The sequence below is a fragment of the Acetobacter sp. P5B1 genome, from assembly GCF_018811985.1.
Classification (GTDB): domain Bacteria; phylum Pseudomonadota; class Alphaproteobacteria; order Acetobacterales; family Acetobacteraceae; genus Acetobacter; species Acetobacter cerevisiae.
The window spans coordinates 151,565-164,829 of sequence record NZ_JACRVS010000002.1 but is presented as its reverse complement, the minus strand read 5'-3'; the positions used below and the strand labels follow the sequence as shown (position 1 = coordinate 164,829).

Sequence of the window (13,265 nt, the reverse complement as noted above, 5' to 3'; positions counted from 1 at the left end):
TCTCATTCACGCAGGGTCAGCGGCTTCAACATAACGTGGGAAAATTCCCTGCGGCGCTGGCAACTGACGGCCACCCGGCAACGGCGTTTCCAGAGCCGCGAATGTGCGTTCCTCTTCCGTCACACCAAGCTGGGTCAGCATCCGGTCCATGCTCTGCGGCATGTAAGGCTGAAGTACGGTGGCAATTCCGCGCAGGGCATCCACCAGCACGCGCAGCACATCGCTCATCCGTTCCGGGTCGGTCTTCTTGAGCGCCCACGGGGCCTGATGGTCGATATAGGCATTACAGGCACGGATGACTTTCCACACATCTTCCAGCGCGTCCGTCAGGGCACACCGGTCCATCTGGCTGGCCATCAGTTCCGGCAGCACCGCCACGTGGTTCAGAAGCTGCGTGTCCTCTTCTGTCAGCGTGCGGCGTTCCGGCAGAACGCCCCCACAGTTGCGGGCCACCAGAGACAGCGTGCGCTGGGCCAGATTACCCAGATCATTCGCCAGCTCGATATTATTCCGCATAATCAGAGACTTGTGAGAGAGATCGCTATCACCACCAAAGGGCACTTCCCGCAGCAGGAAGAAGCGCACGGCATCCAGCCCGAACTCTTTCACCAGATCACGCGGATCGACCACATTACCCAGAGATTTGCTCATCTTCTGGCCTTCAACAGTCCACCAGCCGTTTGCAAAAATCTTCTTGGGCAGTTCAATGCCAGCCGCCATCAGGAAAGCCGGCCAGTAAATAGCATGGAAGCGCGCGATATCTTTCCCCACCAGATGCTGGCTGGCAGGCCAGAAACGGGCTCGCGGGGCTGATGTATCAGGATAGTCCAGTGCGCTAAGATAGTTCGCCAGCGCGTCGAACCACACATACATCACATGCTTGTCGTCACCCGGCACCGGGATGCCCCAGTTAAAGCTGGTGCGGCTGATAGACAGATCCCGCAGCCCCTGCTTCACAAAGCTGACGATCTCCCGCTTCATGCCATGCGGGCCCAGGAAGTCCGGGTTCGCCTCATAATAGGCCAGCAGGCGATCCTGAAAATCAGACAGGCGGAAGAAGTAAGACGGCTCCTTCACCCATTCGACAGGCGCACCGGTCGGGGCGACTTTCTGGCCATTCGGCCCGTCAATCAGCTCATCTTCGCCATAGAAGCATTCATCGCGCAGGGCATACCAGCCCTCATACGCGCCCAGATAAATGGCATCATTTTCCGCCACTTTCTGCCATAGCGCCTGCGCACCCTTGATGTGGCGCGGCTCGGTGGTGCGGATATAGTCATCGTAGGAGATCGCCATGGCGTCGGCCATACTGCGGAAGTCATCAGACACCCGGTCTGCAAACGCCTTCGGCTCCACGCCTGCAGCCTGCGCCGCCTGTTCCACTTTCTGGCCATGCTCATCGGTGCCGGTCAGAAAAAACACATCATCTCCGGCCAGACGATGGAACCGTGCGAGCACATCCGCCGCAACGGAGGTGTAGGCATGGCCGATGTGCGGCGCGCCGTTCACATAATAAATCGGGGTCGTGACGTAGAAAGGGCGGGTCATGCAATGCTCGCAATAGTCATGGCTTCGAGAAGTGTTTCCTGTTTATCGAGATTAAAGCGTTCCGTCTCGCTTTGAAGACGCATGATCGCTTCCCATGCGTCTGCCAGCGCAACGCAGGCGGCATTCCCCTGCCGGGCAGCCTGACGCGCACGTTCCTGAAGAAAATCTGATAACAGACTGAAAAATAAATTAAAACCGCCATCCTTACGGAGAACGATTTCAGCAATTTCATAGCCTCGGGCAGCCGAAATCCCATTCAGGGTTTCTTCTACCAGACTGGCAATCTGACCATTCTGATCAGCCAGAAAGGCAGCAGCGCGTCCGGGAGCACCGTGCGCAGCCGCCTGCACGCGGCTGATTTCCTCAGCAGAGGCCTCGGGCTGGATCTCCCGCAACACGGCCATCATGTCCATGCTGTCCAGCGGCTCCAGTTCCAGCCTGCGGCACCGGCTCCGGATGGTCGGCAGCAGACGCCCCGGTGCGGAGCATGTCAGCAGCAGCACAGCCGCTGGAGGCGGTTCTTCCAGAATTTTCAGCAGCGCGTTGGCGGCACTCCGGTTGAGCCATTCTGCGCCATCCACAATCACAACGCGCCAGCCCCCTTCAGCCGCCGTACGGCGGAGAAAGGCATTGATAGGCCGAACCTCGTCCGCGACGATCTCACCGCGATAGCGCTGCTTTTTTTCATCAAAACTGCGACTAACAACCAGAAGGTCCGCATGCGTGGCAGCGGAAACCCGCCGCCCTGCCGGACTTTCCGGCTCTTCTCCGCCCAGAATCATCCGGGCAAGACGGAAAGCAAAGGTCGCCTTGCCAATCCCCGGCGGCCCGGTAATCAGCCAGGCATGCGGCAGACGCCCGCTCTCAAAAATCTTGCGAAACGCCTGCAGGGGCTCTGCATGTCCATACAGATGCAGGGAAGCCTGACGCGGGTCACCCTGCACCGGCTCAAGCCTGCGCGATATGAGAAAGAATATCTTTCACAATCAAACTGTTAATCTCTTCAGCTGAATGTGCATCCGTCTGCAGCCGGCGGATCCGCCCGGTATTCTGCCGGGCAATTTCCCGGAACCCGGCGCTGACCCGTGCATGAAACGCCTCGTCAGACTGCTCATACCGGTCAACCGGGGCACCACGTGCAGCCAGCCGCAACCGGGCTACGTCCCGCGGTGCTTCCAGAAGAAAGGTCACATCCGGATCACGCCCCAGCTGGCTTTGCAGGCGGGAGATCATATCAAGCACATCCGGCTCGCCTTCCGCCCGCCCATAGCCCTGATAGGCCATGGTGGAATCCGTAAACCGGTCACAGATCACAATCTGCCCTTCGGCCAGCGCCGGCGTGATCATCTGATCCAGATGGTCAGCACGGGCAGCAAAATGCGTCAGGATCTCGGCCCGCAGGGAAAGCGGATTTTTACCAAACAGCAAAAGCTGCCGCAAATCTTCTGCCCCCGGAGAGCCTCCCGGCTCCCGCGTGGTCAGAACATCATGCCCCAGAGAGGCCAGAGCAGAGTGCAGCAGCCGGAGCTGGGTAGATTTCCCCACCCCCTCGCTGCCTTCCAGTGTAACAAACAGACCCTTTGCCATGGCTCAGAGGTGCAGACGGCGCGCTGCACGCCCCAGAACACCAAGAGCCGGCACACTCTGCCCGGCCACCACCGGCACCAGCGCCTGTCGGCCACCCGGCAGCATAACAGTCAGCTGCCCGACAGGCTGCCCCTGCTGAATGGGAGCTGCCAGTGGTCCCTGATAATCCAGAGACAGGCGGGTCCCATTCCGCCAGCCGTGCGGCAGCATCATGGTGAAGTCCTGCGCGGCTACCAGCGGCACGGTCTGGCTTGTGCCCATCCAGACGGGAGCCTGCTCCAGAACATCGCCTTTGGACACGATGGTCGCAGATTCGAAATTCGCAAAGGCCCAGCCCATCAGGCGTTCACCCTCACGCGCACGGGCCCCATCCGTCGGCAGGCCGTTAATGGCCATGATAACCCGGCGGCCTTCACGTTCAGACGATGCACACAGGCCAAACCCACCAGCATCCGTGTGGCCGGTCTTCAGGCCGTCAGCCAGACCTTTAACAACCAGCGCGTTGCGGTTTGCCTGATGGATCTTGTTGAAGAAGAACTCTTTTTCCGAGAAATAATGGTAGTATTCCGGGAAATCATGGATCAGCCGCAGCGCCAGATAGGCGACATCACGGGCCGTCATGTAGTGGTTTTCTGCAGGCCAGCCCGTGGCGTTCATGAAGTGGGAATTGGTTAGCCCCAGCTTGCCCGCCATGTCGTTCATCAGCGTGACAAACTGTTCTTCAGACCCGGAAATCCCTTCCGCCAGCACGATACAGGCATCGTTGCCGGACTGAATGACCATGCCCTGAATAAGGTCCTGCACCGGAATGCTCTGCCCCAACGGCACGAACATGCGGGAACCCTGCATCCGCCAGGCGCGTTCGCTCACCGGCAGAGCCTGATCCAGCCGCAGGCGGCCAGCCTTGAGCATGCTGAACGTGACATAAGCCGTCATCATCTTAGTCAGAGAAGACGGAGGCATGCGTTCGTCCGCTGCTTTTTCAAGCAGGGTTGCGCCACTCTTATAGTCAATAATACACGCCCAGCGCGCCAGTGTATCCAGCGGGCCGACAGGCGTGGTCGCAGGTGTTTGCGCTACTCCATCAGGCTGAGGCGCCGCAGCGGCAGGAGCAGCCGCATGCGGGTGCGCTCCCTTTGGCTTACGGGCAAAAGCAGTCAGAGAATAACTACCTGAGAGGAGGGCTGCGCCCCCTGCGAGAAGAAACCGTCGAGTTTGCACGTTCTTTCCTATTCGACGACGATATGAGATCCGGTCAAGCCATCAGCGAGTGCACGCTTCAAGGCCGCATCCGCGTCGCTTATAGTCGTAAAAGGTCCTTGTCGGACAGCCCACATCTTGCCTTGTGGTGTGAAAGAAGGCCAGACCGAGCCTCCATCCTGCGCGGCCAGCCTTGCTGCTGCCCCGCGCGCTGTAAAATCTGCCGTCTCAACCCAGAGCTGCGTCGCCTCAGGCTGCCCTTGCCGCCATTGCGCGGGAAGCTCCGGCAACTGGACGGCTGCTGGGGTCGTCATCTGTCCTGCGGGTGCAGTCTGCGGCTCTGCCTGAGCGGACACACCTGCATTTTGAAGGGTCGCAGCCGAACCATTAAGGTCCGTCTGCTTCACGGCTTCCCGCGGGGCGGTGTTAATCTGCAACATCGGGCCACCCGGCAGCACTTCCGCCAGCCGGCGACTGGTGACTTCATCCTCCACCACCCGGACCCGGGCAGGCTCTGCCCCCACCCCAAGCAGATCAGCCGCTTTGGGTGAAAGCCCCAGAACGCGACCGGCTTCCGCAGGACCACGATCATTCACGCGGATGGTAATTTCCCGCCCATTGTCCAGATTGATGACCGTCACAACTGCAGGCAGTTGCAGAGTAGGATGGCTTCCCGTCATGGAAAGCAGATTCCGCACTTCTCCATCCGTTGTCAGCGGCTGGTTGGATGCCACCTGACGCACGGCCAGCCCCTTAGCCTGATAGGAAAAGTCCTCTCGGGGATACACCCATGCGCCTCCAGCCTGCCAGGCAGGGCCGACCACATAATGCACATCAGGCTTTACCGCTGGCTGCTGCGGTCTGGAACAGGCCGCCATACCAACGCAACAGAGAAGAACGGCTTTTTTCACGCCACGGCACTACCCAGAAGACCAACACCAAGAGCATAAAAATCAGACGGATTATACCGCCGGATGACATTGAAATTGTGGTACACCATATAGGCTTCACCCCCAACGCCATCAGGCCGGATAATGGCGCCGCTCAGCCCCATATGGGTAAAGTCACCGCCCGCTTGCGGCCGCACACCCTGCGTTGCCCAGTAGGAAACCGGGCGCACGATTGTCCGCCCGATCTGCCCCTGATCAATGGAATCCGGCACATCGACAGCCTCACCCCATGGCTGACCGGCAATCCAGTGGCATTTGGCCAGATAGTTGGCAATAGAGGCAAACACATCGCCCTCATTAGTCCAGATATCGCGCCGGCCACCGGCGGGGAAGCTGGCAGCATACTGCTCATACGCACTGGGCATGAACTGCGGCTGCCCCATAGCCCCGGCGTAGCTCCCCAGCATGCCCGCTGGCGTGATGTCGCCCTGCCCCAGAATAGTCAGGGCCTTGAACAGCTCCGTGCGGAAAAAGGCGGCCCGGCGTCCGTCATACGCCAGAGTCGCAAGCGCATCGACCACATGGAACGTGCCCATTTTGGTGCCGTAAGCAGATTCGAGCCCCCAGATGCCGGCAATCACACCGCGATCCACGCCATAAAGCTGGCTCACCTTACCCAGCAGCGCCTCGCGCTTGTTAACTGCCGCCTGCCCGTCTGAAATCTTTTTATCGGTAATCACCCGCGCCTTGTATTGCGCCCATGTCAGGGTGAATTCCGGCTGATGCCGGTCTGCCTTCAAAACCTTCGCGTTGGGTTCGGACGTTAACGCCAGCGCGTCGTCCACCACAGAAGCGGACAGGCCTTTGCTAATGGCTTCCCGCCGCACACCGGCAAGAAACGCGGCATAGCTCCCCTGCTCAGCGGCAGAAGATGAGGCGTGCGTCACTTTGCTTTTTGCAAAAGCCGGGGTCGCCACAGCGGCGGACACAGCCCCCCCCACAAGAAATCGTCTTCTCAGCATTCCGTATCAGCCCTGTTGTTACACGCATAAACCAGCGGGACAGGACGTCACTTTATCCTCCCACATCTTGTCTGTCTCTCAGATACACCCATACGGCACGTTTCGCACTCCGTGCGCCTTTGTATCTGCTGTATTGCTTGACATTCGGGCGTGTGGAGACTCCTTCTCTCCCCGCATCCTGTGACACTCCCGCACTCCGACCTGTGGACCCTTTTTCTGTATGCCCGGATCTCTGGACCATTTTCTTGAGTTGACAACAACACAGCCGCTTTTTCAGGTTCTCATTGTCATCATCGCTACTTTTATTCTTGAAGATGCTGCCACAGTTCTTACCGCCATACAGGTCAAGCTCCATACACTGGCGCCGGGCACAGCTTTAATCGCGCTTTATGTCGGAATTGTTGCAGGAGATGTCGGACTATACGGGCTGGGCTATCTGGCCGCGCGCTGGCCCCCTGCCCGCAGATGGATTGAAACCCCGGAGCGGGACGTGCAGCGGCAGTGGCTGACCCAAAAACTGTTCAAGGTGGTGTTTATCAGTCGCTTTGTGCCGGGCACCCGTCTGCCGCTCTATACGGCCTGCGGGTTTTTCAATGCAGGTCTGCGCACCTTCACTCTGGCCACCATTCTCGCCACCATGATCTGGACATCTGCCCTTTTTGCGCTATCGCTGCGCATCGGTGGGTTTCTGCTGGCCCATCTCGGAACCTGGCGCTGGGTCGGTATCTTCGGCTTTGTGCTGGTCATTATCATTATGGGTCGCATTGCCGCCCGCATTCAGAAGCAGGGAAAATGACCCAGCTGTCCACATCGTCTCAGCCTCATCGGGCTTCCACTCCATCAGGACAGGCCCGGAGCAAACCCAGCTCTCCACTGTCCAGCTTTGAGTTCTGGCCGGGCTGGGCGTTCTATACGCCCGTTGTCATTTACTGGATCCTGCTGGGTATCCGTTACGGAGACTTCAGCACCCCGACGGCCGCCAACCCGCGGATTGAAACCGGCGGCCTGTGTGGTGAGAGCAAAAGCGGCATTCTGGATATGGCGGGTAGCGTCGCCTCCCAGTGGATTGCGCCCTACACCACACTCATCACCGGCACGGACGACACAAAGCGTGCTTTGGCTGCTTTAGCGGATAAAGGTCTGAGCGTTCCTGTGGTGGTCAAGCCGGACGTTGGCTGCAACGGCACCGGCGTGAAGCTGGCCCGCACGGAAGCCGAACTGACGGCGGCTCTGGCAGCCTTCCCGCGCCGTATCAAACTCGTCCTCCAGCGTCTTATCCCTTACCGGCACGAAGCTGGCCTCTTCTACATCCGCCATCCGGATAGCCCGCGCGGTGAGATTTCTTCCCTTACCTACAAAGATATTCCAGCGCTGGTGGGAGACGGCCGTTCCACGGTATTAGACCTGCTCAAGCAAGACCCACGCACCAGCCTGTTGCTGCATATCTACACCCCTCGCCTGCAAGCCCGCCTGAATGACGTGCTGGAGCAAGGGGAAACGCTCGACCTCGTTTTTGCTGGCAACCACTGTAAAGGCGCCATTTTCCATAATGGCGCTGCGGATATCACCCCGGCTCTGGTCAATCGGCTGGATGAGATTATGCAGGACATTCCCGATTTCCATTTTGGTCGGGTAGATGTGAAATTCGAGTCTGTTGAGGCGCTCAAACAGGGCGAAAAATTCGAGATTATCGAGATCAACGGTGTCGGCTCGGAAGCAACCCATATCTGGGATTCCAGCACGACCCTGTGGGAAGCCTATGCGGCACAGTTCCACCATTACCGTGAAACATTCCGTATCGGCGCCAAGAAGAAAAAGGAAGGCTGGAAATCCAGCGGCCTGTGGCACGGGGTGCGCCTGTGGCGGCGGCAGAAGCGCCTGCTGGCTTCCTACCCCATGAACGACTAAGAGGCTGCCTTAACCAGCCTCTCCACACTTTCAATCGGCCAGTTCCCGCCCAAGCCGGGAATGTTTACGACCATAAAACCGGTAACTGGCCCAGCCGATCCCGCAATAAACCGCCAGCAGAGTGGCAGGCACCGGGTCCCCGGAAAACAGCGCAAAAATCATGTCGACAAACAGGGGCGCTGCCATGACCAGGCAGAACAGGATGCCCAGCAGCGGGGCATACCCAATCCAGATCCCTTTCACGGTAAAGCCGCCTCCCGGCACACTGAACGTGCGCGGGAAGTCCGGAGCCGTATTGCGGATCCAGATCACCGTAAAACAGACAATCCCAAAGGCTGTGGCTGTGCCCAGACTGACAAGATCGCCAATGATATCAATCGGCAGCGTCGCGGTCGCAATAGCCACCACCACACCCAGCAGAATGGTACCGATCCACGGCGTGCAGTACCGCGGGTGCAGCTTGCAGAAAAGCGGCATCAGTAAGCCGTCTTCTGCCATGGCAAAAAAGATGCGGCTCTGCGCATACAAAAGCCCGAACAGCACGGAGCACAGGCCAATCACCGCGCCGATTTTTACAAAAAACGCCAGCCAGGGCTGATGCATGGCATTCACTGCCACCGCCAGAGGGTCCGCTACGTCCAGCAGCTTCCAGGGCACGACCCCAATCAGCACAGCCGCTACAATCATGTAGACCGCTGTGCAGATCAGCAGCGAGAGGATAATCCCGACCGGAATATCCCGCCGGGGATTCCGCGCTTCGGAAGAGGCTGTTGAAACCGCCTCAAACCCCACATAGGCAAAAAAGATAATAGACGCTGCCCGGAAGATCCCCGGAATACCGTAGCGGAAGCCGCCTTCATGCGGCGGGATAAAGGGTGTCCAGTAAGCGGGATGAATTTGCCAGAGGCCAACCCCTACAAAGACCGCCAGTACCCCAACCTTCAGGAAGACAATGGCAGTATTGATCCGCAGAGATTCCTTAACCCCCAGAATCAACAGGCCTGTCACCACAAGAATGGAAAAGGCTCCCACCAGATCCAGCTGACCGCCGCCGGAAATATGCCGCCCTGCACTATCGAAAATCACCTGTAGACTGGTGGTCGTCAACGCATGCGGGATCTGGATACCAAAATCCTGAAGCAGACTGACGGCATAGCCGGAAAAGCCCGCTGCAACGCCAGCGCAGGAAATACCGTATTCCAGCAGCAGCAGCCACCCGACACCCCATGCGCAGGCCTCGCCCATGGACATGTAAGCATAGGTGTAAGCTGAGCCTGAAACCGGCATGGCCGATGCCAGCTCACCGTAAGACAGGGCGGTAAACAGACACGCCAGCCCTGCCACAATAAAGGAGAGCAGAATGGAAGGTCCGGCATAGTTGGCAGCCGCCGTACCGGTCATGACATAAATGCCAGCCCCAATGGTCGAACCAACCCCGAGCATGGTGAGCTGCACAGGTCCCAGCGTTCTCTTCAGCCGTTGAGCACCGTTTTCCTGCTCAATTCTCTCAAGTGATTTGCGACGAGACCGCCCTGTGTCCGGGCAGGATGAAAACCCCATGAGAGCCTGTGTAACCTCCAACCAAAAACCGGGCCTGATCATCCAGCCCGGCTTGCCACTACAGTATTATCCTACGCCCGGCACAGCGTAGGTTATTCGTTCACGAAGAGAAATGAAAAATCACGGTCGCAATCGCGCCAGCCGCCATACAATAATAGGCAAACGGGGACAGCGCCCACCGATCATGGTCACGGAAATACCGCATCAGGAAAGCCGTGCTGGCCAGCGCAGTGATGCCGGACACGACAGCGGCGATCATCGCCAGATGCATCTGGGCCGGATCAAACGGCTCGGAGCGCAGCTTGAAAGCCTCACGCACCGTCGCAGCGATAATGACGGGCTCGGCCATCAGAAAGGAAAAGCGGGCTGCTGTATCATGCCGCAGGCCACGCAGCAGGCCACCGCAGATTGTCGCCCCTGAGCGGGAGAAACCGGGGAAGAATGCAATGCACTGAAACAGGCCAATAATCACCGCATCTTTATAGGTCATATCCGACACGGTGCGCACGTCTGTCCGCCCGGAAATACCGCGCAGTCTTTCCGCCAGAAGCAGCATGAAACCATTCAGGAACAGGAAAATTGCGGCGGCAGAGGCTGAGCCAAAAAGGCTGCGCAACATATGCTCAAACAGGCCGCCGATAATCACTGCCGGAATGGTCGCAACCACGAGAAGGCTCAGGATATGCAGGCTCTGCATCTGCAGGCTTTGCCCCGCCTGCCCCAGCGCCCCTTTGACCAGAGCAGCCCAGTCTTTCCAGAAAAAGATCAGCAATGCGACGGAGGTACCGAGATGCAGCATGACCAGAAATGGCAGGAATGCCGGAGCATGCTGGTCAAAAGACCAGTGCAGCAGCGCAGGCAGAATGACGGCATGCCCCAGACTACTGACTGGAAAAAGCTCCGTCGCCCCTTGCAGGAGCGCTATGATCATCGCCTGAATGAAAGACATCCGTAACAAACCCTGATTTGGCCGTATCAAAGAAGGAAGGTTGTCCTTGCACCATGTGCGTACGTGCTGCAAGCATTGATGGGCTCAGGCGCACCACGCCACGGCAGGATAAATGGAGAGATTACACTCATGATTGGACGTGGCCGCGCAGGCGCGAGCATTTTTAGCGGCGCAGTATTGGCTGGCACTCTGGCGTTTGCGCTCTATGCCCGCGCCACCCAGACAGCACCGGGGCAGGATCGGTATGACCTCTCCGCCCGCTTTGTCTCCGCCAATGGCCTGAACCGTGGTGCGGATGTGGCTCTCGCCGGTGTAAATGTTGGCCGCGTTTCTTCCGTCGCGCTGGACCCGGTCTCCCAGATGGCCATTGTGCGCTTCCGCCTGAATTCGGAACTAAAACTGCCGGAAGACAGCACGCTGACAATCGGCAGCAGCACGCTCTCATCCGATAATGCTCTGATTATCGAACCAGGCAAATCTCACACCCCCGTCGCCTCCGGCACCATGATGACCCACACGATCGAGCCATCCAGCCTGGAGCAGCAGGTCAGCAATTATATCTTCGGCGGTGGAAATCTCGGCCAGTAAGACGAGGCTGCACATTTTTTGTAACAAATTCAGACTTCACGTCTTGACGGCCTCCCCCTCACGATAGTAGATCACCTCCACCGAACGATGGCGGCGTAGCTCAGCGGTAGAGCAGGGGAATCATAATCCCTTGGTCGGCGGTTCAAATCCGTCCGCCGCTACCATCTTTCCTTAAAAATCAGGCGTTTAGGCGCAGTAAGTTTTAGACTTACCCGCGATATGCCGGACTGATTTTAAAGGGTTCGGTCTTTTCTTTTTTAAAAATAGCTGAGCTGGCAACTACTGCACATTGCGCGCAGTCGCTACAGCAATGCTGTTTCCACGCCGCAAAAACAGCATGGAACACATCACGCCCTGCCCTTCAGCCCATCATCAAAGCGGGCTGAAGCACATGGTCTTTTTTTCTCAGTGCTCAGAAAATTCCGGCTGAGGCTCGGCTTCGCCGTGTGGCGGCTGAGCGTCATCACCATCCTGACGGCTGTCGTTAGTCTCGTCGCCTGCATTCATCTGCGGGCGGCTCTGACGCGCTGCCTGACGTTCCGCACGCTCCTGCTGGCTCTGCTGAGCAGCCTGCGCCATGGCGTTCATGATACGGAAATAATGTTCGGCATGCTGAAAATAGGCTTCAGCGGCAACACGGTCACCCGCGCCTGTCGCGTCGCGACCATGCTGAAGATATTTTTCAAAAAGCTGCTGGGCTGTCCCACGCACACGGACATCCGGTCCATGGCTATCAAAAACATGGTTCCGGTTCATCGGGATCTGACCATTCAGATGCCGGGAAGTACCACCACTCCCACCGCTGGAGCGATGATTTCTGGTTCGCATCCGTTTTACATTCATGAGCTATCGCAGCACTTTCCTGTTCATGGCGTTCTGCATGAAGAAACAGTCCAAGACTATTGTGTTAAGACGCGTTTCCTGACTGAAGGCCGAATTGTCTTTCGGAACGGGCTTAGTCCAGCGCAGAGAAAACCGCTGCTGAGTAAAAAAGCCCCATGGCTTGTCCGGGTAGCGGCTAAAAGAAGACCATCGCTACCAAAAGGATAAGCTTTCAGCATATTATCAATCAGCAGCCATAAAGCCAACCTGTTTTTTATGCGCTCATTTCACGACAGACCCGCAAAACTGCGGCTCTGGGCACATCTCCAAAGTCGGAACGAATTTCCAGCACCTCAAGCCCTGCCTCAGCCGCCACAGCCCGCAGGCTCTCCCCCTGCCCGATCCCGATTTCAAAAATCGCTACCCCATCCTGCGCCAGCACATGCGGCATACGGGCACAGAGCACCCGATAGGCTTCCATCCCGTCATCTCCGCCATCCAGCGCGGCCAGAGGCTCATGCAGCCGCACTTCCGGCATCAGTTCCGCCAGATCGGTTGTAGGGATATAGGGCGGGTTGCTCAGCACCACGTCAAAGCGCTGCCCCTGTAGAGCATTGTCCCACACCCCGGCCATGAAGAGCGCCCTGTCCGCCAGACCGCAGCGCCGGGCATTCCCCTGCGCCAGCACGGCCGCATCCGGGTTGATATCCACCCCAATTCCCCAGGAGTGCGGATATTCCGCCAGTGCGGCCAGCAACAGGCAACCAGTGCCCGTTCCCAGATCCAGCATGGCTTTCGGGCTTTGTGCCTCCGGGCAATAATCCAGCAGGCAGGACAGCAGCGTTTCACTATCGCCACGCGGCACCAGAGTGGCGGGGGAAACCGCCAGATCCAGCGTCCAGAAGCCTTTGCTGCCGGTAATAAAGGCCATAGGCTCCCGCGCCGCCCGTCGTGCCAGATACGCAAGAAAGGGCTGTTCCGGCACCAGATCACGCAGGGAACGAGAAAGCATTTGTTCCGGCGTGAGCCCCAGAGCATAGGTCAGCAACAGTCGGGCTTCACGCCGGGGCGACTCAATTCCGGCTTCGGCCAGCTGCTGCGTGCCCAGAGCGAGCAGTTGCTCCAGAGTCTGGCCGGTCTGGTTGTTTTCTGCTCTAGTCACAAGAGTACTTTCCTGTCAGCGGTTCGGGT

Annotated in this window: 13 protein-coding genes and 1 tRNA gene; 4 read left to right on the top strand and 10 right to left on the bottom strand. The window is 58.3% G+C overall.

Features of this window, described 5'->3' with window-relative positions:
* Nucleotides 1-6 precede the first annotated feature (6 nt).
* Genes metG through KP703_RS02090 form a run of 6 tightly spaced genes read right to left on the bottom strand, consistent with a single transcriptional unit; the run spans nucleotide 7 to nucleotide 6,247 of the window.
* On the bottom strand, nucleotides 7-1,548 hold the full coding sequence (gene metG / locus KP703_RS02115) for a methionine--tRNA ligase (protein ID WP_215753658.1): 1,542 nt from the start codon (nucleotides 1,546-1,548) through the stop codon (nucleotides 7-9).
* Entirely contained in the window at nucleotides 1,545-2,492 is a 948-nt protein-coding gene (locus KP703_RS02110; protein WP_215753657.1) for a DNA polymerase III subunit delta', read from the bottom strand. The genes metG and KP703_RS02110 overlap by 4 nt, the downstream gene beginning before the upstream one ends.
* A gap of 4 nt (nucleotides 2,493-2,496) precedes the next feature.
* Entirely contained in the window at nucleotides 2,497-3,135 is a 639-nt protein-coding gene (tmk, locus tag KP703_RS02105) for a dTMP kinase (RefSeq protein WP_061504854.1), read from the bottom strand.
* Nucleotides 3,136-3,138: 3 nt separating this feature from the next.
* Nucleotides 3,139-4,356: a D-alanyl-D-alanine carboxypeptidase family protein gene (locus KP703_RS02100; protein WP_215753656.1), complete on the bottom strand. Its 1,218-nt coding sequence runs from the start codon at nucleotides 4,354-4,356 to the stop codon at nucleotides 3,139-3,141.
* Between the two features lie 8 nt (nucleotides 4,357-4,364).
* Nucleotides 4,365-5,246 carry an RlpA-like double-psi beta-barrel domain-containing protein gene (locus KP703_RS02095; protein ID WP_062251097.1) on the bottom strand — a complete coding sequence of 294 codons (882 nt, stop codon included), beginning with the start codon at nucleotides 5,244-5,246 and terminating at the stop codon, nucleotides 4,365-4,367.
* The gene (locus KP703_RS02090; RefSeq protein WP_062251096.1) at nucleotides 5,243-6,247 is read right to left on the bottom strand and encodes a lytic transglycosylase domain-containing protein; all 1,005 of its coding nucleotides are present in this window, start codon (nucleotides 6,245-6,247) and stop codon (nucleotides 5,243-5,245) included. The genes KP703_RS02095 and KP703_RS02090 overlap by 4 nt, the downstream gene beginning before the upstream one ends.
* 220 nt (nucleotides 6,248-6,467) lie before the next feature.
* On the opposite strand from KP703_RS02090, the gene KP703_RS02085 reads away from it, so the two are divergent.
* Both KP703_RS02085 and KP703_RS02080 read left to right on the top strand, forming a co-directional pair.
* Nucleotides 6,468-7,043 (top strand): DedA family protein, encoded by a 576-nt coding sequence (locus tag KP703_RS02085; RefSeq protein ID WP_062140169.1) that lies wholly within the window; start codon nucleotides 6,468-6,470, stop codon nucleotides 7,041-7,043.
* Nucleotides 7,040-8,155 (top strand): ATP-grasp domain-containing protein, encoded by a 1,116-nt coding sequence (locus KP703_RS02080; protein ID WP_215753655.1) that lies wholly within the window; start codon nucleotides 7,040-7,042, stop codon nucleotides 8,153-8,155. The genes KP703_RS02085 and KP703_RS02080 overlap by 4 nt, the downstream gene beginning before the upstream one ends.
* 30 nt (nucleotides 8,156-8,185) lie before the next feature.
* Here the strand turns inward: KP703_RS02080 and KP703_RS02075 are convergent, their stop codons facing one another.
* Nucleotides 8,186-9,715 carry an amino acid permease gene (locus KP703_RS02075; protein WP_215753654.1) on the bottom strand — a complete coding sequence of 510 codons (1,530 nt, stop codon included), beginning with the start codon at nucleotides 9,713-9,715 and terminating at the stop codon, nucleotides 8,186-8,188.
* 100 nt (nucleotides 9,716-9,815) lie between these two features.
* The gene (locus KP703_RS02070) at nucleotides 9,816-10,664 is read right to left on the bottom strand and encodes an undecaprenyl-diphosphate phosphatase (protein WP_215753653.1); all 849 of its coding nucleotides are present in this window, start codon (nucleotides 10,662-10,664) and stop codon (nucleotides 9,816-9,818) included.
* A 129-nt stretch (nucleotides 10,665-10,793) separates the two neighbouring features.
* Between KP703_RS02070 and KP703_RS02065 the strand changes: the two genes are divergently transcribed.
* The gene (locus KP703_RS02065; protein WP_215753652.1) at nucleotides 10,794-11,252 is read left to right on the top strand and encodes an MlaD family protein; all 459 of its coding nucleotides are present in this window, start codon (nucleotides 10,794-10,796) and stop codon (nucleotides 11,250-11,252) included.
* An 89-nt stretch (nucleotides 11,253-11,341) separates the two neighbouring features.
* Nucleotides 11,342-11,416 (top strand) — tRNA-Met (locus KP703_RS02060).
* Between the two features lie 241 nt (nucleotides 11,417-11,657).
* Here the strand turns inward: KP703_RS02060 and KP703_RS02055 are convergent.
* Both KP703_RS02055 and prmC read right to left on the bottom strand, forming a co-directional pair.
* The gene (locus KP703_RS02055; protein WP_215753651.1) at nucleotides 11,658-12,095 is read right to left on the bottom strand and encodes a DUF4167 domain-containing protein; all 438 of its coding nucleotides are present in this window, start codon (nucleotides 12,093-12,095) and stop codon (nucleotides 11,658-11,660) included.
* A gap of 253 nt (nucleotides 12,096-12,348) precedes the next feature.
* Entirely contained in the window at nucleotides 12,349-13,236 is an 888-nt protein-coding gene (gene prmC, locus KP703_RS02050) for a peptide chain release factor N(5)-glutamine methyltransferase (RefSeq protein ID WP_215753650.1), read from the bottom strand.
* Nucleotides 13,237-13,265: the final 29 nt, after the last annotated feature.